Origin of the sequence: Mycolicibacterium chengduense (assembly GCF_033741155.1) — a bacterium.
Taxonomy (GTDB): Bacteria; Actinomycetota; Actinomycetes; order Mycobacteriales; family Mycobacteriaceae; genus Mycobacterium.
Genome location: NZ_JAWQNH010000005.1, coordinates 179,373 through 198,989 on the forward strand (window position 1 = coordinate 179,373; position 19,617 = coordinate 198,989).

The 19,617-nt window shown below is 68.5% G+C and carries 22 protein-coding genes; 16 read left to right on the forward strand and 6 right to left on the reverse strand.

The window, feature by feature from the left end; translation table 11 throughout:
- Positions 1-165 precede the first annotated feature (165 nt).
- Positions 166-417, forward strand: a complete 252-nt coding sequence (locus SBI67_RS19400; protein ID WP_266045817.1) for a WhiB family transcriptional regulator — start codon at positions 166-168, stop codon at positions 415-417.
- A gap of 60 nt (positions 418-477) precedes the next feature.
- Here SBI67_RS19400 and SBI67_RS19405 read toward each other — a convergent pair whose 3' ends face one another.
- Positions 478-900 (reverse strand): metallopeptidase family protein, encoded by a 423-nt coding sequence (locus SBI67_RS19405; protein WP_318982577.1) that lies wholly within the window; start codon positions 898-900, stop codon positions 478-480.
- A 131-nt stretch (positions 901-1,031) separates the two neighbouring features.
- Between SBI67_RS19405 and SBI67_RS19410 the strand changes: the two genes are divergently transcribed.
- From SBI67_RS19410 to SBI67_RS19455, 10 genes are all read left to right on the forward strand, one after another.
- Positions 1,032-1,466, forward strand: coding sequence for a DUF3499 domain-containing protein (locus tag SBI67_RS19410; protein ID WP_266045686.1), 435 nt, complete (start codon positions 1,032-1,034; stop codon positions 1,464-1,466).
- A gap of 99 nt (positions 1,467-1,565) precedes the next feature.
- Positions 1,566-2,954, forward strand: coding sequence for a phosphomannomutase/phosphoglucomutase (locus SBI67_RS19415; RefSeq protein ID WP_318982137.1), 1,389 nt, complete (start codon positions 1,566-1,568; stop codon positions 2,952-2,954).
- Positions 2,951-4,021, forward strand: coding sequence for a TobH protein (locus SBI67_RS19420; protein WP_318982138.1), 1,071 nt, complete (start codon positions 2,951-2,953; stop codon positions 4,019-4,021). The genes SBI67_RS19415 and SBI67_RS19420 overlap by 4 nt, the downstream gene beginning before the upstream one ends.
- 4 nt (positions 4,022-4,025) lie before the next feature.
- Complete coding sequence (gene manA / locus SBI67_RS19425) at positions 4,026-5,264, forward strand: mannose-6-phosphate isomerase, class I (protein WP_318982139.1); 1,239 nt, start codon at positions 4,026-4,028, stop codon at positions 5,262-5,264.
- A 183-nt stretch (positions 5,265-5,447) separates the two neighbouring features.
- The gene (mdo, locus tag SBI67_RS19430; RefSeq protein ID WP_266045690.1) at positions 5,448-6,719 is read left to right on the forward strand and encodes an NDMA-dependent methanol dehydrogenase; all 1,272 of its coding nucleotides are present in this window, start codon (positions 5,448-5,450) and stop codon (positions 6,717-6,719) included.
- A gap of 71 nt (positions 6,720-6,790) precedes the next feature.
- Positions 6,791-7,816 (forward strand): MadB family AAA-type ATPase, encoded by a 1,026-nt coding sequence (locus SBI67_RS19435; RefSeq protein WP_318982140.1) that lies wholly within the window; start codon positions 6,791-6,793, stop codon positions 7,814-7,816.
- Complete coding sequence (madC, locus tag SBI67_RS19440) at positions 7,813-9,306, forward strand: MadC family VWA domain-containing protein (protein ID WP_318982141.1); 1,494 nt, start codon at positions 7,813-7,815, stop codon at positions 9,304-9,306. Before SBI67_RS19435 ends, madC begins: the two co-directional genes overlap by 4 nt.
- A gap of 303 nt (positions 9,307-9,609) precedes the next feature.
- Positions 9,610-10,764, forward strand: coding sequence for an iron-containing alcohol dehydrogenase (locus tag SBI67_RS19445; RefSeq protein WP_318982142.1), 1,155 nt, complete (start codon positions 9,610-9,612; stop codon positions 10,762-10,764).
- An 11-nt stretch (positions 10,765-10,775) separates the two neighbouring features.
- Positions 10,776-12,116, forward strand: a complete 1,341-nt coding sequence (locus tag SBI67_RS19450; protein ID WP_413232541.1) for a MadS family sensor histidine kinase — start codon at positions 10,776-10,778, stop codon at positions 12,114-12,116.
- Complete coding sequence (locus tag SBI67_RS19455) at positions 12,113-12,769, forward strand: MadR family response regulator transcription factor (RefSeq protein WP_318982143.1); 657 nt, start codon at positions 12,113-12,115, stop codon at positions 12,767-12,769. Before SBI67_RS19450 ends, SBI67_RS19455 begins: the two co-directional genes overlap by 4 nt.
- On the opposite strand, the gene SBI67_RS19460 is transcribed toward SBI67_RS19455, so the two are convergent.
- Genes SBI67_RS19460 through SBI67_RS19475 form a run of 4 tightly spaced genes read right to left on the reverse strand, consistent with a single transcriptional unit; the run spans position 12,766 to position 15,126 of the window.
- Entirely contained in the window at positions 12,766-13,260 is a 495-nt protein-coding gene (locus SBI67_RS19460) for a DinB family protein (RefSeq protein ID WP_318982144.1), read from the reverse strand. The genes SBI67_RS19455 and SBI67_RS19460 overlap by 4 nt on opposite strands.
- Positions 13,239-13,769 carry a cytochrome b gene (locus tag SBI67_RS19465; RefSeq protein ID WP_318982579.1) on the reverse strand — a complete coding sequence of 177 codons (531 nt, stop codon included), beginning with the start codon at positions 13,767-13,769 and terminating at the stop codon, positions 13,239-13,241. Before SBI67_RS19465 ends, SBI67_RS19460 begins: the two co-directional genes overlap by 22 nt.
- Before the next feature lie 7 nt (positions 13,770-13,776).
- A complete protein-coding gene (locus SBI67_RS19470) occupies positions 13,777-14,859 on the reverse strand; it encodes a catalase family peroxidase (RefSeq protein WP_318982145.1) in 1,083 nt (360 codons plus the stop codon).
- Positions 14,860-14,904: 45 nt separating this feature from the next.
- Entirely contained in the window at positions 14,905-15,126 is a 222-nt protein-coding gene (locus tag SBI67_RS19475; protein ID WP_318982146.1) for a hypothetical protein, read from the reverse strand.
- Positions 15,127-15,225: 99 nt separating this feature from the next.
- Here SBI67_RS19475 and SBI67_RS19480 point away from each other — a divergent pair, with 99 nt between their 5' ends.
- Entirely contained in the window at positions 15,226-15,948 is a 723-nt protein-coding gene (locus SBI67_RS19480) for a winged helix-turn-helix domain-containing protein (RefSeq protein WP_318982147.1), read from the forward strand.
- Between the two features lie 2 nt (positions 15,949-15,950).
- Positions 15,951-17,054, forward strand: coding sequence for a sensor histidine kinase (locus SBI67_RS19485; protein ID WP_318982148.1), 1,104 nt, complete (start codon positions 15,951-15,953; stop codon positions 17,052-17,054).
- Between the two features lie 3 nt (positions 17,055-17,057).
- On the opposite strand, the gene mftM is transcribed toward SBI67_RS19485, so the two are convergent.
- Positions 17,058-17,924, reverse strand: a complete 867-nt coding sequence (mftM, locus tag SBI67_RS19490) for a mycofactocin oligosaccharide methyltransferase MftM (protein WP_318982149.1) — start codon at positions 17,922-17,924, stop codon at positions 17,058-17,060.
- Between the two features lie 159 nt (positions 17,925-18,083).
- Here mftM and mftA point away from each other — a divergent pair, with 159 nt between their 5' ends.
- From mftA to mftC, 3 genes are read left to right on the forward strand one after another with little or no spacing between them, the layout of a single operon-like run.
- A complete protein-coding gene (gene mftA / locus SBI67_RS19495; protein ID WP_318982580.1) occupies positions 18,084-18,188 on the forward strand; it encodes a mycofactocin precursor MftA in 105 nt (34 codons plus the stop codon).
- A gap of 1 nt (position 18,189) precedes the next feature.
- On the forward strand, positions 18,190-18,450 hold the full coding sequence (mftB, locus tag SBI67_RS19500) for a mycofactocin biosynthesis chaperone MftB (protein ID WP_318982150.1): 261 nt from the start codon (positions 18,190-18,192) through the stop codon (positions 18,448-18,450).
- On the forward strand, positions 18,447-19,613 hold the full coding sequence (gene mftC, locus SBI67_RS19505) for a mycofactocin radical SAM maturase (RefSeq protein WP_318982151.1): 1,167 nt from the start codon (positions 18,447-18,449) through the stop codon (positions 19,611-19,613). Before mftB ends, mftC begins: the two co-directional genes overlap by 4 nt.
- Positions 19,614-19,617 lie beyond the last annotated feature (4 nt).

Consider the following 19,617-nt stretch of genomic DNA (forward strand, 5'->3'; position numbering starts at 1 on the left):
CAGGTGAGGAGGCGGAACATGTCTTTTGAGCAGGTCAATTTCGACCGCGTGCTCCGGTTCGACGACCGGCAGCTCGGTTCAGTGGACAACGAACCGCACACCACTACCGGTTCGGTGCCGTTCGAGGTGACCGGACGCCCGCAATTGAGTTTGGTGCCGGAACGGATGGACTTCGACGCGGTGGCGGCCGACGAAGACGACGATCAGTGGCAGGAGCGCGCCCTGTGTGCGCAGACCGACCCTGAGGCCTTCTTCCCCGAAAAGGGCGGCTCCACTCGCGAGGCCAAGCGCATCTGCCAGGGATGCGAGGTTCGTGATCGCTGCCTGGAGTACGCGCTGGCCAACGATGAGCGATTCGGCATCTGGGGTGGGTTGTCCGAGAGGGAGAGACGCCGCCTCAAGCGCGGCATCATCTGACGCAAGAACGGCTCGGCCTCCCGGCTGAGCCGTTCTGCGTAGGTGGGTCTGTATGGGTGGCTAGTCGTCGTCGATCGATGGGTCGATGACCGACGGTTCGACGCCCAGATAGGTGGCCACCTGAGCCACCAGTACCTCGTGCAGGAGATCCGACAGATCGTCGGTGTCCTTGGCTCGGCGTTCGATCGGCTTGCGGAACAACACAATTCGTGCCCGGGTGGAGTTCCCGCGGACATCGACGCCGGCCGGGATCAGCCGGGCCAGGGCGATCGGACCGTCGGCGACCACCTCCGGCGGCCACTGCACGCTGTCGGGATCCTTGGGCGCGATCCGCGGGATCTCGTCGACCGCGACGTCGAGGGTGGCCACCCGGTCATGCCAGCGCCGCTCGATCGGTTCGTAGGCTTCCAGCACCGCCATGTCGAAACGTTCGGCCCGGCTGCGCCAGCCCGGCACGGTCGGCGGCAGCAGCGGCCCGCGCATATCGCGGCCGCGGCGTGATCCGCGATGGTTGCGCTGCGCCACGCATGAGATGGTAACGGTTGGAGATCGGCGCTCGTCGCACTGCGCGTGTCCGGGTGCCCGCGACGTTTCCGCACGATAATCTTCGCAGCGTGAATGTTCCCCGTCGCTGCTGCCGGCCCGGGTGCCCGCACTACGCCGTGGCGACGCTGACCTTCGTCTATTCGGACTCGACAGCCGTCGTCGGACCCCTGGCGACCGTGTCCGAGCCGCACTCGTGGGATCTGTGCGTCGTCCACGCCGGACGGATCACCGCGCCGCGCGGCTGGGAGTTGGTGCGCCATGCCGGGCCGTTGCCCGCGCACCCCGATGAGGACGATCTGGTCGCGCTCGCCGACGCCGTGCGGGAACGCCACGACGGCCTGCCCTCGATGGTGAACGGCGTGACCGCGGGCTTCTCCGACCCGTCGACAGGTGTTCCCGGGGGCGCGTTGATCGCGCCGCCGATCCGCCGCCCGGAGACCAACGGACGCCGCCGCGGCCACCTCCGGGTGCTGCCCGACCCGCCGGAGACCGGCGCCGAATAGCGCACCGGCGGGACCTGCGGCGGTGGAATACCGGAGCCACTAGGCTGGCTGCCAAGTCACCATTCCCCACCCCGGTCGATCCAGAGAGCGAGGACAGCCATGCCTCGGCCCGCCGCCGCCGTGAATGCTGTGATCAAGGCCTACGACGTACGCGGCCTGGTCGGAGAGCAGATCGACGAGGCGTTCGTGCGCGATGTCGGAGCCGCCTTCGCCCGGCTGGTGCGCGAGGAGCCCGCGACCCAGGTGGTCATCGGGCACGACATGCGCAGCAGCTCACCCGCGTTGTCCGAGGCGTTTGCCGAGGGCGTCACCGCGCAGGGGCTGGACGTGGTGCGGATCGGCCTGGCCTCGACCGACCAGCTGTACTTCGCCTCGGGATTGCTGGACTGCCCGGGTGCGATGTTCACCGCCAGCCACAACCCGGCCGCCTACAACGGCATCAAGCTGTGCCGGGCGGGGGCCAAGCCCGTCGGTCGCGAGACCGGTTTGGCGACGATCGCCCAAGAGGTCATCGACGGTGTGCCGGCGTACGACGGTGCGCCCGGTCGGGTGCAGGACCGTGACGTGCTCGCCGACTACGGCGCCTTCCTGCGTTCGCTGGTCGACCTGACCGATCTGCGCCCGCTGCGGGTGGCGGTCGACGCAGGCAACGGGATGGGTGGGCACACCACGCCCGCGGTACTGGGGGCGATACCCGGACTCACCGTGCTGCCGTTGTACTTCGAACTCGACGGCACCTTCCCCAACCACGAAGCCAACCCGCTGGATCCGGCCAATCTGGTCGATCTGCAGGCGCACGTCATCGCCACCGGGGCCGATATCGGATTGGCCTTCGACGGGGACGCCGACCGTTGTTTCGTCGTCGACGAGAAGGGCATCCCGGTTTCGCCGTCGGCGGTCACCGCGCTGGTGGCCGGCCGGGAATTGGGACGCGAGATCGGGGCCACGATCATCTACAACCTGATCACCTCGCGCGCCGTGCCGGAACTGATCGTCGAGCGCGGTGGCACCGCGGTGCGCTCCCGGGTGGGCCACTCCTATATCAAGGCGCTGATGGCCGACAGCGGCGCCATCTTCGGCGGTGAGCATTCCGCGCATTACTATTTCCGCGACTTCTGGGGTGCCGACTCCGGCATGTTGGCGGCCCTGCACGTACTGGCCGCCCTGGGGGAGCAGCAGCGACCGCTGTCGGAGCTGATGGCCGACTACCACCGCTACGAGGCCTCCGGCGAGATCAACTTCACCGTCGCCGACGCGCCTGTGGTGGTCGACTCGGTGCTCACCGCCTTCGGCACCCGGATCCAGTCCCTCGACCACCTCGACGGGGTGACCGTCGATCTCGGTGACGGTCGGTGGTTCAACCTGCGCAGCTCCAACACCGAGCCGCTGCTGCGGCTCAACGTGGAGGCCCGCACCGGCGAAGAGGTCGACGAGATCGTGCACCAGGTGGGCGAACTCATTGCCGGGGCAAGCGAGTCGGTCCCGTGACCTCACGGGCCGCCACGATCGATCTGGACGACGTCGAGGGCTTGCTCGCCGCCGATCGGGATGGTTTGTTGCGTGCCGCTGCGATGGCCGGGGCCCAGGTGCGGGCGGTGGCGGCCGCCGTCGACGAGGGTGCTCTGGACCCGGTGCGTTCCGATCTGCCGCCCCGCACCCTGATCTGGGTCGCCACCGGCGGTCCGGCCCAGACGGCGGGGTTGTTGCTGTCGGCGGCACTGGGGGCGTCGACATCGGTGCCGATGGTGCCGGCCGCCGAGGTGCCGCCGTGGATCGGCGCACTTGACGTGTTGGTGGTGGCGGGGGCGGACGCCGGCGACCCGGTCCTGGTGGCCGCGGCCGCCACCGGCGTGCGCCGGGGTGCCAGGGTGATCGTCGTCGCGCCGCACGAGGGGCCGCTGCGCGATGTCACCGCCGGTCGTGCGGCACTGTTGCCGCCGCGGTTACCGGTGCCCGAGGAGTTCGGGCTGTGCCGTTACCTGGCCGCCGGTGCGGCGGTCTTCGCCGCTCTCGATGCGGGCATGCGGGTCGATATCGGCGCACTGGCCGACGAGTTGGATGCCGAGGCGTTGCGCAACAGCGCTTCCCGCGAACTGTTCACCAATCCGGCCAAGACGATCGCCGAACAGGTGTCGGGCCGTGACGTGGTGTTCACCGGTGACACGACCGCATCCGTCGCGCTGGCCCAGCATGCCGCCGCGGTGCTGCTGCGGATCGGCCATCAGGTGGCCGCCGCCGCCAATCTTGCCGACGTGTTGGTCGCAGCGGGTGAATTGAACTCCGGGCCAGCCGATTACGAGACGGCCCTGTTCCACGACGAAGAGATCGACGGGCCGCTGCCGGCTCGGGTCCGCGTGGTGGTGCTGACTTCCGACGAACACCGGCCTGCGGTGGTGGCGCGAACCGAGAGCCTGGCCGACATCATGGTGCTCAGCGCCGATGACGTTCCTGACATAGCGACGCCGCGAGCGGCCGGACGCCCCGAACAACAACTGGCCATGCTGGCCGTGCGGCTGGAGATGACGGCCGTATACCTGAGACTGGCACGAGGGTGAGATCGTGAATCTGCTGCACGGCGCGGTGCGCAAGTATGCCTGGGGGTCGCGGACTGCCATCGCCGAATTCACCGGACGGCCAAGTCCCACAGTGCATCCCGAGGCGGAGCTGTGGCTGGGTGCGCACCCGGGGGATCCGGCGCAGTGCGAGACGGCCGACGGTGTGCGCTCGCTGCTGGAGATGATCGACGCCGACCCCGAGGGCCAACTCGGCCAACCGATCAGGGCCAGGTTCGGCACCGCGTTGCCGTTCTTGGCCAAGGTGCTGGCCGCCGACGAGCCACTGTCACTTCAGGCGCACCCGAGCGCCCGGCAGGCCGAGCAGGGCTTCGAACGGGAAGAGCGGCTTGGCATTCCGGTTTCGGCGCCCAACCGGAACTATCGGGATCGCAGCCACAAGCCGGAACTGATCGTCGCGCTGGGGCCGTTCGAGGCGCTCACCGGGTTCCGCTCGGCGGCACGCACCGTCGAGTTCATGCGCGCGCTGGCCCAGGCCAACCCGGCCGCCGACCTGGACCCGTACATCACCCTGCTCAAGGACCAGCCCGACGCCGACGGCCTGCGGGCGCTGTTCACCACCTGGATCACCGCACCGCAGCCCGATCTGGACGTCCTGGTGCCCGCGGTGCTCGACGGGGCGGTCGGTTACCTGCGCTCGGGGGAGACGGATTTCCAGGCCGAGGCCAAGACCTTGCTGGAACTCGGGGAGCGCTATCCAGGAGATGCCGGTGTGCTGGCGGCGATGCTGCTCAACCGGATCACGCTGCAGGCCGGCGAGGCGGTCTACCTGTCGGCCGGGAATCTGCACGCCTATCTGCACGGTGTCGGTTTCGAGGTGATGGCCAACTCCGACAACGTGTTACGCGGCGGTCTCACCCCCAAGCACGTCGATGTGCCGGAGCTGCTGCGGGTACTGGATTTCACGCCGACGGGCGACGCCAAGATCGTCCCGCGTCCCGTCGGGGACGGTCTGGAATGGGTGTATGACACCCCGGCGCCGGAGTTCGCGGTGTCGGTGCTGTCGATCGAGGGCGAGCGCCTCGGTCACGAGGTCGATGCGCCCGCCGAACACGACGGCCCGCAGATCCTGCTGTGCACCCAGGGCTCGGTGGAGGTGTTCGCGAAATCGGAGACGGTGACCTTGGCGCGCGGCGCCGCGGCGTGGGTGGCCGCCGACGACGGCCCCATCCGGCTGCGCGCCGGCGAGGCGTCGAAACTGTTCCGGGTCACCGTCAACTTCTGACCGGAGATTCTTACAGCCCGGTTACCTGCTGAATCGGTCAGGGTGCCGGCCGGCCGCCACCTACCCGAGTGGACGGTTTCGGGCACCCGGTCGGTCGGTAGATCGCCGAACCCATTGTGACTGGCGCCACAAGGGCTCACGGTGGTCGATGCAAGCATTCATCGACCACGGAAGAGCACGCTGATGGCCATTGAGCTGAACCAGATTTGGGACTTCCCGATCAAGGAATTCCATCCGTTCCCCCGCGCGCTGCTCGGTGTCGGCGCGCACGACATCATCGGTGTCGAGGCCAAGAACCTCGGCTTCAAGCGCACCTTGCTGATGACCACCGGCCTGCGCGGCTCGGGCATCATCGAGGAGCTCACCGGCAAGATCGAATACCAGGGCGTCGAGGTGGTGCTCTACGACAAGGTGGAGTCCAACCCCAAGGACTACAACGTCATGGAGGCCGCCGCGCTGTACCAGCAGGAGAAATGCGACAGCATCATCTCCATCGGCGGTGGCTCCAGCCATGACGCCGCCAAGGGGGCCCGCGTGGTCATCGCCCATGACGGCCGCAACATCAACGAGTTCGAGGGCTTCGCCAAGTCCACCAACAAGCAGAACCCGCCGCACATCGCGGTATCCACCACGGCCGGAACGGGTTCGGAGACATCCTGGGCCTACGTCATCACCGACACCTCCGACATGGAGCACCCGCACAAGTGGGTGGGTTTCGACGAGGCGACCATCGTCACCCTGGCGATCGACGACCCGCTGCTGTACTACACCTGCCCGCAGCATTTCACCGCCTACTGCGGATTCGACGTGCTGGCCCACGGCAGCGAGCCGTACGTGTCCCGGTTGGATTTCGCTCCGTCGCTCGGAAACGCCTTGTACTCGGTGGAATTGGTGGCCAAGAACCTCCGTGAGGCCGTGTTCGAACCGCGCAACCTCAAGGCCCGTGAGGGCATGATGAACGCGCAGTACATCGCCGGGCAGGCGTTTAACTCCGGAGGCCTGGGCATCGTGCACTCGATCAGCCATGCCGTCTCGGCGTTCTTCGACAGCCACCACGGACTGAACAACGCCATCGCGTTGCCTCGGGTGTGGGAATACAACCTGCCCTCGCGCTACGAGCGGTACGCGCAGCTGGCCACGGCCATGGGCGTGGACACCAGGAACATGACCACCGTGCAGGCCGCCGACGCCGCGGTCGAAGCCGCCATCCGGCTGGCCCAGGACGTCGGCATCCCGGACAACTTCTCGCAGGTGCGCACCGACTCGTATGCGAAGAACCGGATGAACACCGGGAAATACGCGGGCCGGGGTGATGTGATCAAGGGCGACGACAAGACGGTGCTGGCGATCTCCGAGCACATCCAGGACGACTGGTGCACGCCGGGCAATCCCCGCGAGGTCACCGTCGACTCGATGATTCCCGTTGTGGGACACGCCATCAACGAGTCCTACTAGCCGGTGATGCGGACCCGTTCGGCGGCCGTCGTGGCCGCTGAACGGGCCCGTCGACACAACAGGAGATCGAGATGACCGCTGAGACGGTCCGCAGGCTGGACGACCCCGTCACCTTCGGCAACGCCGCCGACCTTTCCGCCGCACTGCGCGAACAGGACTACATCGCCGACGACGACCTGGCCACGGTCGTGCACCTGGCGACCGCGCTGGACCGGCCGTTGCTGCTGGAGGGACCGGCCGGGGTGGGCAAGACCGAACTGGCCAAGGCTTTGGCCGCGGCCGGTGGCAGACGGTTGATCCGGCTGCAGTGCTACGAGGGCCTGGACGACAACCGCGTGCTCTACGAGTGGGACTACGCCAAGCAGTTGCTGCACGTTCAGCTGCTGCGTGACCGGATCACCGCCGCCACCAACGGTATCGACGATATCGAGGAGGCGTCGCGATACCTGGCCGAGCGCGACTTCGGGCTCTACTCGGAGGCGTTCCTCTCGGTGCGGCCGCTGCTGGAGTCGGTGCTTTCCGAGCAGCCGGTGGTGCTGCTCGTCGACGAAGTCGACCGCACCGAGGAGGCGATGGAAGCCCTGCTGCTCGAGGTACTGGCCGAACGGCAGGTCACCATCCCGGAGATCGGGACCTTCGTCGCGCGCTCGGTGCCGTGGGTGGTGCTGACCTCCAATGACACCAGGGAGCTGTCCGCCGCCCTGAAACGTCGCTGCCTGCACTATCACCTGGATTTCCCCACCCCGCAACGGGAACGGGCGATCGTCGGGGTGCGTGCCCCGCACGTCGAGCCGGCGGTGGTGGCCGGTGTGGTGGAGCTGGCGCGCACCCTGCGCGAGTTGCCGCTGCGCAAGAGCCCGTCGATCTCCGAGGTGATCGACGCGGCCCGGGCGGCGGCCATCCTGGGCGCCACCGATGACGGCGTGCTGCTGTCGGCGCTGGTGAAGTTCAGCAGTGACCGCGATATCGCTTTGCGGCACTTGACGTCTGCACCCGATGATCCGGAACCGGCCGGACCGGCAGAGCGGGTGACAGTGGCCTCGCGGCCGGCGAACACCACCACCGCGGCCTTCCGCGGGCGGGGCGGCCGGCGATGACACCGTCGCAGCTGCTGGACGCCGTCGCCGCGGCGTTCGGTCAGCTACTGCGCCGAGCCGGGGTGGCCACCTCACCGGCCGAGGTGATCGAGGTGCGCCGGGTGCTGGGCCTGCTCGGCGCAGCCGACCCGGTGGCGCTGCGGGCGGCGCTGCGTGCCACCTGCGCGAAATACGGTCGCGAGCAACGAGGTTTCGACCGTGCGTTCGACGCCATGTTCGGCGCGGTGTCGCAGGAACACCAGGAACGTGAGGCGGGCCCGAGCCGTGCGCACACCGGCTCGGGCCTGCCCGACCACCTCGACATCGACGAGGATGCCGAGGTGGGCCGGTACGCCGAGTACAACGAGCGGGCCGCCGAGGTGGGGGAGCACTTCGACACGCCGGAGGCCGACCAGGGTTTCAACCCGCACAAGGACGACGACGACTACAGCGTGACGGGGGCCGACGACCAACTGACCGTGTCGGCGGAAGCCGATGAGGGCAGGCGCGGCATGCGCTACACCGTGGAAGTGGATCGGGCCGCTGCGGCGATGGCCGGTGACCTCGCGGACTCGGTCGCCCCGGTGGTGGCCGGGTCCCTGAGCTTCGACGATCCGGATGCCATCCTGGCCTGGCTGGACGCCTACGACCCGAGCCGCACCTACGGCGGCGAGGCCGGTGAGCCGTTGACGGCCGAACAGTTGAGCCAGCTGACCCAGGCCGTCGAGGGGTTCGTCGCGGCGCTGGCCGAGCGCAGCGGGCTCACCGCCGCCGCGGATACGCCGGACACGGCCGCCGACACCGGGGTGGCCGCCGATATCGACCTGGCCTGCCATGAGGTGTTGCGCCGGATGCGGGGGGCGCCGCGTCCACGCCCGCGCGAACATGGCAGGGGCCGGCTGGACATGCGCCGCACCAGCCGGGCCGCGCTGCGTACCGACGGGGTGCCGTTCCATCTGGTCACGCGCACGCCGCTACCGGACCGGATCAGGCTGCTGGTCATCGCCGACGTGTCGCTGTCGGTGCGTCCGGTGACGGCGTTCACCCTGCGGCTGGCCCAGGCCCTGCACCGCCGGGCCCACCGCTGCCGGGTGATGGCCTTCGTCGACCGGCCCGTCGATGTCACCGAGATCCTGCTGCGCGCCGGAGGCGACGACGCGCTGGCCGCCGTGCTGGCCGAGGGCCAGCTGGACCTCCATGCCAGCAGCGATTACGGGCAGGTGTTCGGGGAGATGCTGCGCGGTCAGGCCGATGCGCTGGACTCCCGCACCGCGGTGCTGATCGTCGGCGACGGCCGCAGCGGCGGGTTACCGCCCGGCGTGGAGCGGCTGCGGGCGCTGCGCCGGCGGGTGCACCGGCTGGCCTGGGTCACTCCCGAACCGCACCGCTACTGGCGGCAGGCCACCTGCGCGATGCCGGACTACGCCCAGGTGTGCGACAAGGTGGTGGTGGCCGGTGACGCCGACGCGCTGTTGGCGCGCGCCGGCGAACTGGCGCACGCGCTGTCTTAATCCCCGTCGCTTCGCTCGCCCCGGCGTCCTTGATCCCCGTCGCTTCGCTCGCCCCGGCGTCCTTGATCCCCGTCGCTTCGCTCGCCCCGGCGTCCTTGATCCCATCCACCTACCCGATCGGGTAGGTGCCGCCCTGTCCACCTGCACGTTGGTCATCCTCAGTCGCCGACGTAGGGTGGGTGTGTTACGTGGATCACATAGCAGGGAGCCGGCGAGGTGATAGCGCAAACGCGGGGGGCACCGCCGAGGGCGGGCGCAGCGACGGGTGTTGCGCTCTCGGTGCCGACGGCCCGGGGCGACGGAATGCCGAGCCGACTGCTGAAGTTCCATGCGCCGGAGATCGTGTTCGGGCTGGACTCGATGGCCGAGGCCGCCCACGCCGCCCTGCGCCTCGGCGGGCTGCGGCCGCTGCTGGTCACCGATCCGGGGCTCATCGAAGCGGGCTGGGTCGACGAGCTGGTCCGGCATCTGCGGGACCAGGGTGTGGCGGTCAAGGTGTGGAGTGCGCTGACACCCAACCCGAAGGACCACGAGATCACCGCGGGCCACCAGTTCTATCGATCGCACGGGTGCGATGTGCTGATCGCCCTCGGTGGCGGTTCGGTGATCGACGCGGCCAAGGGCATCGCCATCCTGTCGGCCAACGGCGGCGACATCCTGGACTATGCGGGCGTCGACAAGGCGACCATGCCGATACCGCCGCTGGTGGTGTTGCCGTCGACCTCGGGCACCGGGGCTGACGTGTCGCAGTTCTGCATCGTCACCGACACCACCCGCAACACCAAGATCACCATCCTGGGCCGGTCCCTGGTTCCCGATATCACCGTCATCGATCCTCGGCTGCTCACCACCATGCCCGAATGGCTCAATGCCGCAACCGGTTTGGATGCGCTCACGCACGGTATCGAGGCCTTCGTATCCCTCGGGCACAACCAGCTCACCGATCACCACGCCTTGCGGTCGGTGGTGATGGTGACCGAGAACCTGGTCACCACCATCGAACGGCCGCAGGACATGTCGGCCCGGGTATTGATGGCGCAGGCGGCGCTGGAGGCCGGTTTGGCGTTCACCAACGCCATTCTGGGGGCCGCGCACGCGATGAGCCATCAGGTCGGCGGGCTGCTCGACCTTCCCCACGGCGTCATCAACGGCGTGCTGCTGCCGCATGTGGTGCGGTTCAACGCCGAAGCCGACCCGGCGCCGTTTGCCGCCATCGCCGCGTGCCTCGGTATCGCCGACCAGCGGGCGCCGCAGTTGGAATCGGCACTGGCGCTGGCCGACCGGCTGCAGGATCTGGCGCGGCAGGTGGGGGTGCCCCGCGGGCTGGGCGAACTCGGGGTGCGCGAGGAGGACGTGCCGGTGTTGGCGCACAATGCCATGGCCGACGCATGTATCACCACCAATCCGCGAGCCGCCGACGAGGCACAGTTGCGGGCACTGTTCCGGGCCGCGTTGTGAGTTCCGGTTCGCTGCGGCGCCCGGCACCGGACCTGGAGCGGCTCACCGGGGTGCGCTCCGGCAAGGGCACGTTCTATCCGGAGTTCCGAGTGGCGGCACTGCGGACGGAACGGGTCATCGCCGCGCTGGATGCCATCTCGCGCGCACTGGTGCAGACGGTCAACGGGCCGGAGAACCTGGTGCGGGCCGTGGCCGAGGCGGCCCGCACCCATCTCGGCGCCCAGTGGGTGCTCATCGCGCTCGCCGACGGCGCACTGCCGGAGGCTCGCCCGCGCCACCTCATCCTGGATGCCGACGGATACGCCTACTCGTTCGAAGGGCTGTCCGGCGCAAAACATCCCGTCCCGCACCTGCCCGACGCCGTGCTCAATCGGCTCAACGACATCCTGCGCGGCCAGCTCGCCCAGTTCCGGTTGCCGGTCATCGAACCGCACCACGCGCACGTGCCGATCGAGCTCGACGGCGGGGTGATCGGCGCGTTCGCGGCCTGGACGCCGAGCGACCGCATGCTGGACGGCACCGACGAGACCGTCATGCGGATCCTGTCCAGCCAGACCGCCGTGGCGTTGCACAACTGCGAGCTGTTCCAGCGCGCCCAGACGCTGTTGGCGCAGTCCGAGGCGCGTAATGCCGAGCTGCTGGCCACCCAGCGGGAACTCGGTGCGGCCCAGCAGCATCAAGTCCTCGATTCGGAGCGACACCGGATCGCCCGCGAACTACACGACAGCGTCGCCCAGACGGTGCTGTCGGCCGGCATGCAGATCGAGGTGTGCCGCAGCGAGATACACGCCCGCGCCGGTAATCTGGCCGGATCCTCCGACCTCCTGGACCGGCTGCACACGGCCAAGACACTCACCCGGTCGGCCACCGAGCAGCTGCGCTCGGCCATCTACACCCTCAACCAGCCCGGCGACGCCGGCCGGTCTACGCTGCCCGAACTGATGGAGCAGCTGGCCACCGTGCACATGCCCGAGGATCTGCGGGTCTGCCTGAAAGTGGAAGGCGCCGTGGCCGAGTTGCCCGGTGACGTCGAGCATGCGCTGCTGCGGGTGGCGGGCGAGGCGCTGTTCAACACCGCCATGCACGGCAACGCGACCCGGGCGATCGTGCGGTTGCGGTACCGGCCGGCCGCGGTGACCCTGTCGGTCGCCGACGACGGTACCGGCGACCCGGACAAGCTGCGCCTGATGTTGCGGATGGCCGAGGCCACCGACGTCGACGGACATCACCGCGGCCTGGCCAACATGCTGGCCCGCTGCCGTGAACACGGGGGCACCTTCGCGGTGCAGCGCTCCCGCATCGGCGGGGTCCGCGTCGTTGCAACCATACCCAGGAAGGGGTTCCCCTCATGACGGTGCACACCCAGACCAAGGCCATCCGGCTGGCGCTCGTCGATGACCATCCGATTCTGCGGCAGGGGCTGAGGTCGGTATTGGAACGCGAGGACGACCTGGTGGTGGTCGGTGAGGCATCCAGCGAGAACGAGGCGGCGGCGATGGTCGCGGCGGTACGTCCCGACGTCGTGCTGCTCGACCTGAAACTGTCGGCCGGGTCCGACTTCGAGGGATTGTCCTTGTGCGCCACGCTGTCCGCCGCGCATCCGCAGATCGGTCTGCTGGTGCTCACCACGTTCCTCGACGAGGGCCTGGTGGTGCGGGCCGTGCACGCCGGCGCCCGCGGTTACGTCGTCAAGGACGTCGACACCACCGAACTGGTCCGCGCCATCCGGGCGATCTCGGCGGGGGAGAGCGCGTTCGACTCGCGCAGCGCCGCGGCGGTGGTGCGCTCGCTGAACGGCCGCACCGAACCCCGCGAGCAGCTCACCGACCGGGAGATCGAAGTGCTGCGCTTGCTCGCAACGGGCCTGTCCAACAACAAAATCGGTGAGAAGCTGTTCGTCTCGGCGACCACCGCGAAGTTCCACGTCAGCAACATCATGCGCAAGCTGCAGGTCAGCCGTCGGGCCGAGGCGGTGTACGCGGCCAGCAAGCGGGGCCTGATCTAGCCGGCGAGGATCTGCTCGCGCAGGATGTCGGCGTGCCCGCAATGCTGGGCCAGCTCGCGCAGCACCTGCAGGTACACCCAGCGCAGGGTGCGCGGGCCCGCGGCGTGGCCGCTTGCGACGGTATCCAGGGACAGCCCGGCCGCGATGGTTCGTGCTGTCGCACAGGCCTTTTGATGCGCCGCCAGGACCGTGGCGATGGTGTCCTCGTCGTCGAGCTCGAAGGACTCGTCTACGCTTTGTGCCCCGAATGCGCTGCGGTCGGTACCGCCGACACAGTGTTCGAACCACACCCGCTGCATCCAGGTCACGTGCGTGAGCAGGCCCAGCAAGGTGGTGGCCGACGGGACGAGCCGCCGGCGCGCCTGTTCCTCGGTCAGGCCGTCCAGCGTCCGTTCGATCGCCGCCCGGTAGTCCTCGATGAAAGCCTCCAGCTGAACACGTTCCGGTTCCAGGGTGACCTCGAAGGCGCTCATCGAGACCTGCTCGGCCATATCGCCATCCGTTTCAGCAGCCCGTCGCGCAACCCCACGGTGTGGAAGGTGACGGCGCAGATGTGGGCGGTGAACGCGGCGAACAACAGGTAGGCGAGCACGGTGTGGGTGGTGCGCAGCGCCGCGTACAACGCGATTCCGTGCGGTGCAATGCCCGGCAGGTGCAGCCCGGCGAACAGCGTGACGGGCGAATCCGCGGCAGACAGCATGGCCCAGCCGACCAGCGGTTGGGCCAGCAACAGCGCGTAGAGCAGATACTCCGAATACGTCGCCATCTTGCGTTCGGCCTTACCCATGGTCGCCAGGAACGGCGGCGGCCGGTGCGTGAGCCGATTGATCAGGCGGACCACCGCGAACACCAGGATCAGGATCCCGAGCGGCCGGTGGATCGCCAAGAGCAGCGGGTAGTACGTGAGGGCGGCGACCATGGTGACGCCGAGGAAGAACTGGCCGATCACCATGACCGCCATCGACCAGTGCAGCAGCCGGGATAGCAGAGTGAATCTCACCTGGGTGTCAGTGCTCACCGCGGACCACCTGTTCGACGTTGACTTCGCTGGGCGACTTGGGTTCTCGGGCCCGACGGTTGAACGACTGGGCGTACACCGCCGAGCGTGCCCTGGGCAGCGGATCATCGGATGCGGCCAGCCCGTCGGGCAGCACCAGCGGATCGAAATTGATGTCCCTGGCATTTCCGGGGGCCTCGGTGGCCAGCCGGTCGATGGTGAGCACACCCGCCTCCACCGTCGGGCGGTCGGCGGGCCACCCGAGGGTGGCGTCATGGGTGGGATCACCGGGCTGGCCCAACGTCAGGACCAGCCGCCAGGAGACCGGGCCGCGCTGCACCTGCTCGATGAGGGCATCGAACAGGGAATCGTCGCCCTGCGCTTGGGTGGTTGCTTGTTGCACCGGGATCAGGGACCACCGGACGGGGGTGGTGTGTCCGTTCTCGGCGGTGGCCAGGAATGCGTTCAGTCCCCAGAACGTGCTGTCGGCGAAACCGGCACTCGGTGGCGCGGTCTTGATCACCTTCATGGCCGCCGCGGTCTCCGGATGGGCGGCCAGGAACGCCGACATCGCCGCGGGATCGGGTTTGCCGGTCTTGGGATCCGGCTTGGACGCCAGCATCCGGTCGTAGAAACCTTGCGGGGTGCTGTCCGGGAACACCGGGATGTTGACCATCGCGGTACGCCACTGCTGGCCGTCCGAGGTCTGGAACAGCACCCCCAACCCGCGCACGGTGGCGGGCTGGTCCTTCTGGTCGGGCAGGGTGCCCGACAGCGAGAAGCGGGCCATCACCGGTACGGTGCCGCGGCCGAAGACGGACGCCTTCGAGACTTCCGTTGCCGCACCGGTGCTGGTGAAGGTGCCGGTGGCGGCGACCCCCTTGGCGTGGTTGCGGCGGAAGCCGTCGTGGCGGCCGTAGAGCTGCTCGAACCGGTCGGTCAACCGCGCAGCCGTCAGCCGGGGCGGGCCCAGCCAGTCCGAGGCGACCGCAACCCCGCCGGCGCCGACCGCCACCACACCCGTGACGGCGGCCAGCCCGACCAGGGCGTCACGACGATTGAGGCCGAAGCCCCGTTGGTTGTCCTGGGTCATGCTGTCCAGCTTGCCTTCTCCTTGGGTACTCGTCTTCCGATGTGCTCAGAAAGGTAGGTCGAGCCGGCCGTTGGTGGTGTCCAGCTCGTCATGGTTGGAGCCGTGCAGACCGAGGACATAGGGCACCTGGGGGTTGGTTCCGTAGGGCACCAGCGGGTCGGTGTCGGCGGCGGCGACGGGTGCCAGGGCAATGGCAATGCCGGCCCCGGCGCCCAACACGCAGGCCAGGGTGCGGGTGGTGGTGGTGATGAGCGCGGAAATGTTCATGCCTCGACCTTGCCGAGCGTTGGCGATGATCGGATGGTCGAATTCTGAAGATTTGATGTAGGTCCTGGCCGGTGGCACCGGCCGGGGCATCATGGAGAAATGCCGGATACTGCGGGCGTGCCGACGCTGCGCGCCTTGATCGTCGACGACGAGGTGCCGTTGACGACGGTGGTGGCCAGTTACCTCGTCAAGAACGGGTTCGAGGTGCACACCGCGCACGACGGGCCCGCCGGGCTGGCGCAGGCTCGCACCGTGGACCCCGACGTGGTGGTGCTCGACGTCGGGCTCCCTGGGATGGACGGCTTCGAGGTGTGTCGCCAGCTGCGGATGTTCTCGGATGCCTATCTGGTGATGCTCACCGCCAGGGACACCGAGGTGGACACGGTGGTCGGGCTGTCGGTCGGTGCCGACGACTACGTGACCAAGCCGTTCAGTCCGCGCGAATTGGTGGCCCGAATCCACGCGATGCTGCGTCGACCGCGCCGCGACACCCGCGAACCCGGTGCCGGTGCCCCACATCCGCCGCGGTCGATCGGCGCGTTGCGGGTTGACGTCGGATCCCGTGAGGTGCACCTGGGGGAGCAGGAAATCCCGCTGACCAGAACCGAATTCGATATCCTCGTCGCGCTGTCGGCGCGGCCCGGCCAGGTGCTGGGACGCCGGCAGCTGATCGAGGCCGTATGGGGGGACAACTGGGTGGGCAACGACAACATCGTCGACGTGCATATCGGGCATCTGCGCCGCAAGCTCGGTGATGATCCCGCGCAGCCTCGTTACGTCACCACCGTGCGCGGCGTCGGCTACCGCATGGGCCGAGGGTAGTGGTGGCCGGCGCCGACGCGCGGTTCGGCATCCGCACCCGGTTGCTCGCGGCCAACTCCGTTGTCGTCGTGGCCAGTATCGCCACCACCATCGTGGTCGCGATGCTGGTGGGCCCACCGATGTTCCAGCGGCTGATGGACGCCGCCGTGCAGCCCGGCAATGCGACCGACCATCCCTATCAGCGGGCGTTCGCGCGCGCGACGACGATGTCGGTGGGCACCGCGCTCGCGGTGTCGGCGGTGACTGCACTGGTGCTCAGCTGGTATCTGAGTCGACGGGTGTACCGATCGGCCTCCGAACTGGCCAGCGCGGCAACGGCAATCGCCGACGGGCGTTACGACGTCCGGGTGTCACCCACCGGGCTGGGCAAGGAGTTCGACGAGATCGCCGCGGCGTTCACCTCGATGGCGCAGCGCCTCGGCGACGTCGACCGGAGCCGGCGGCAGATGCTGGCGGACCTGGCGCACGAGATCCGCACCCCGGTGGCGGTCCTGGAAGCCTATTTCGAGGCGTTGGAGGACGGCGTACAGACTCTGGACGCGGAGACGATCGGCGTGTTGCGGGATCAGACCCGCCGACTCACCCGGTTCAGCGCCGATGTCGGCGCGCTGTTCAGCGCTGAGCAGCGTTCGGATGCGATCGATGTGCGCCCGGTCGAGGTCGGTGAGTTGATCACGAACGCGGTGGCCTCGTTCGAACCGCAGTACCGCGCCAAAGGTGTTGACTTGGCCCACGACATCGACCCCGGTCTGCCGGCGGCGGTGGGGGACCCGGAACGCATCGGGCAGGTACTGACCAACCTGCTCAACAATGCCCTTCGGCACACCCACGGTGGGGACCGGGTCAGGATCGGTGCGCGGTTGGCCGGTGCTGCCGTCGAGATCTCGGTGTGCGACAACGGGGATGGCATCCCGCCCGAACACCTCGGCCGGGTGTTCGAACGCTTCTATCGTGTGGACACCGCGCGCGACCGTGGGCACGGCGGTGCCGGTATCGGCCTGGCGATCGCGAAGGCGTTCGTCGAGGCCCACGGCGGCCGGATCGTCGCCGCCAGCACCGGGACCGGGCATGGGAGCACCTTCACGTTCACGATCCCGGTGCGCTAGCCGCTACCGCCGGTCGAGCACCAGCCAGCCGCCGTGGTGTTCGAACACGGTCACGTGCATGGATGGGTCTGCGGCACAGAGCCATTCACCGAGTGTTCGCAATGTGGCGATATCGAATCGGCGGATATGGCCATAGCAGGCTTGCGGCTGCTCCTCGAACGGTACCGCGACCACCACCCGGTGCCGGGCCAACCGCACGGCTTCGGCGAGCACCCGGTCACCGGCCGGCTCATCCAGATGCTCGAGCAGGTGCACAGCGGTGACGGTGTCGGCCGTACGGTCGGGTAGGGGGATCCGGCCGGCGTCGCAGCGTAGGGTGCGCACCGGGCGCCGCAGCCGTCGGCTCACCGCGTCCAGCAGATCCATCGTCGGCCCGCTCAGGTCGGTGGCCAGCACGTCGAAACCGCTGCGCTGCATGCGCAGTGGGAAGAAGCCGAAGCAGGACCCCAGGTCGATCAACCGGGGCCCGGCGACCAGCTGGGCGGCCCGTTCGTGGATGGGGGCGAACGCCGCGCTGCCGTCCTCCAGCGCCGCAATGGAGTTGCGGTAGAACCGCAACCACGCCGCCATGCCGCCGTCGACCGTCGACCGCACCACTCCGGTGAACACCTGCTCGAACTCCGGGCGGCCGCGCAGCCACGCCCCCAGCTGCGCGGTCAGCAGCACCGCGAGTTCGTCGTTCAGCTCGTCAGGTGTGAGGTCGTGCTGGACCGTCAGCACGGCACCGTCGCGAGAGGCGGTGAACCGGGCGCCGCTCCGGTCGTCGTGCGGAGGGCGCCGCAGGACCCGCACCCCGTCACCGTGCCACACGCCGACGGCCGTCGGCGCAAGGGGATCGACCTCGGCGGGATCCAGGAGAGCAACGGTCATGGTGGACAACGGTATTGGCGGCACAGGTGAATCCGCCCGCACCAACTGGGTGCGATCTGCACCTGACCGGGTGGGTGGCCAACTGCCCGTCCGGCCAGTGTTGCCTGACATCGGTGTGACTTAGCGTGAGTGGTGTCCATCACAGTCCTGGAGGAACCGATGCCCACTCATGACGCCACCGAGAACACCGCGACGACAACGCCGCTGGTCGAGGAGACCCTCGTCGAGGAGGTCCTCATCGACGGCATGTGCGGGGTGTACTGACATGCCGTTCGATCCGAACGGCGCCTGGCGACTGCACCCGCAGGTCGCCGTTCGGCCCGAGCCGTTCGGCGCGCTGCTGTACCACTTCGGCACCCGCAAGCTGTCCTTCCTGAAGAACACCACGGTGGTCGAGGTTGTGCAGTCACTGCCTCGGCATCCCAGTGCCGCGGCCGCCCTGGAAGCGGCGGGGGTGCGGGACAGCGAGCCTTACACCAAAGCCCTTGCCGCGCTAGCGCACTCCCAGATGCTGGTGCGGTCATGACGACGATTTCGCCGGCGGTCACCCTCAGTGACCAGTTCGAGCTGGGCTTGGACGCCCCGATCTGCCTGACCTGGGAGCTGACCTACGCGTGCAACCTGTCCTGCGTGCACTGCCTGTCGGCGTCGGGTAAGCGCGACCCGCGTGAGCTGAGCACACGGCAGTGCAAGGACATCATCGACGAGCTGGAACGCATGCAGGTGTTCTACGTGAACATCGGTGGCGGTGAGCCGACGGTGCGCTCGGATTTCTGGGAGCTGGTGGACTACGCCACCGAACACCATGTGGGCGTGAAGTTCTCGACCAACGGGGTACGCATCACGCCCGCCGTCGCCGCCAAGCTGGCCGCCAGTGATTACGTCGACGTGCAGATCTCGCTGGACGGCGCCACCGCCGAGATCAACGATGCGGTGCGCGGCCCCGGATCGTTCGACATGGCGGTGCGGGCCTTGACGAACCTCCAGGATGCGGGCTTCAAGGATGCCAAGATTTCCGTCGTCGTCACCCGGCACAATGTGGAGCAGCTCGATGAGTTCAAGGCGCTGGCGGATCGTTTCGGAGCGACGTTGCGGATCACCCGGCTGCGGCCCTCGGGTCGCGGCGCCGATGTCTGGGACGAGTTGCACCCCACCCCGGCGCAACAGCGCCGGCTCTACGACTGGCTGGTCGCCCGCGGTGACGGTGTTCTTACCGGGGATTCGTTTTTCCATCTGTCGGCGTACGGCAGCGCCCTGCCCGGGCTGAACCTGTGTGGTGCCGGCCGGGTGGTGTGCCTGATCGATCCGGTCGGCGATGTGTATGCCTGCCCGTTCGCCATCCACGAGAAGTTCCTGGCCGGAAACGTATTGACCAGCAACGGGTTCCAGGACGTCTGGCGGAACGCGCCACTGTTTGCCGAACTGCGTAACCCGACCACCGGCGGCGCGTGCGCATCCTGTGCGCACTTCGACAGCTGCCGCGGCGGCTGCATGGCCGCCAAGTTCTTCACCGGCCTGCCGATGGACGGCCCGGATCCCGAATGTGTGCAGGGCTACGGCGAATCGGCGCTGAGTGCCGAGCGGTCCATCCCGCGCCCGGCCGTCGACCATTCCCGCTCGCTGCCGCTGACGGTGCTCAAAAAGCCCAGGCGGGTGTGCGATGTCAACCCCGTCAGTGAATTGTTGTAAGGAG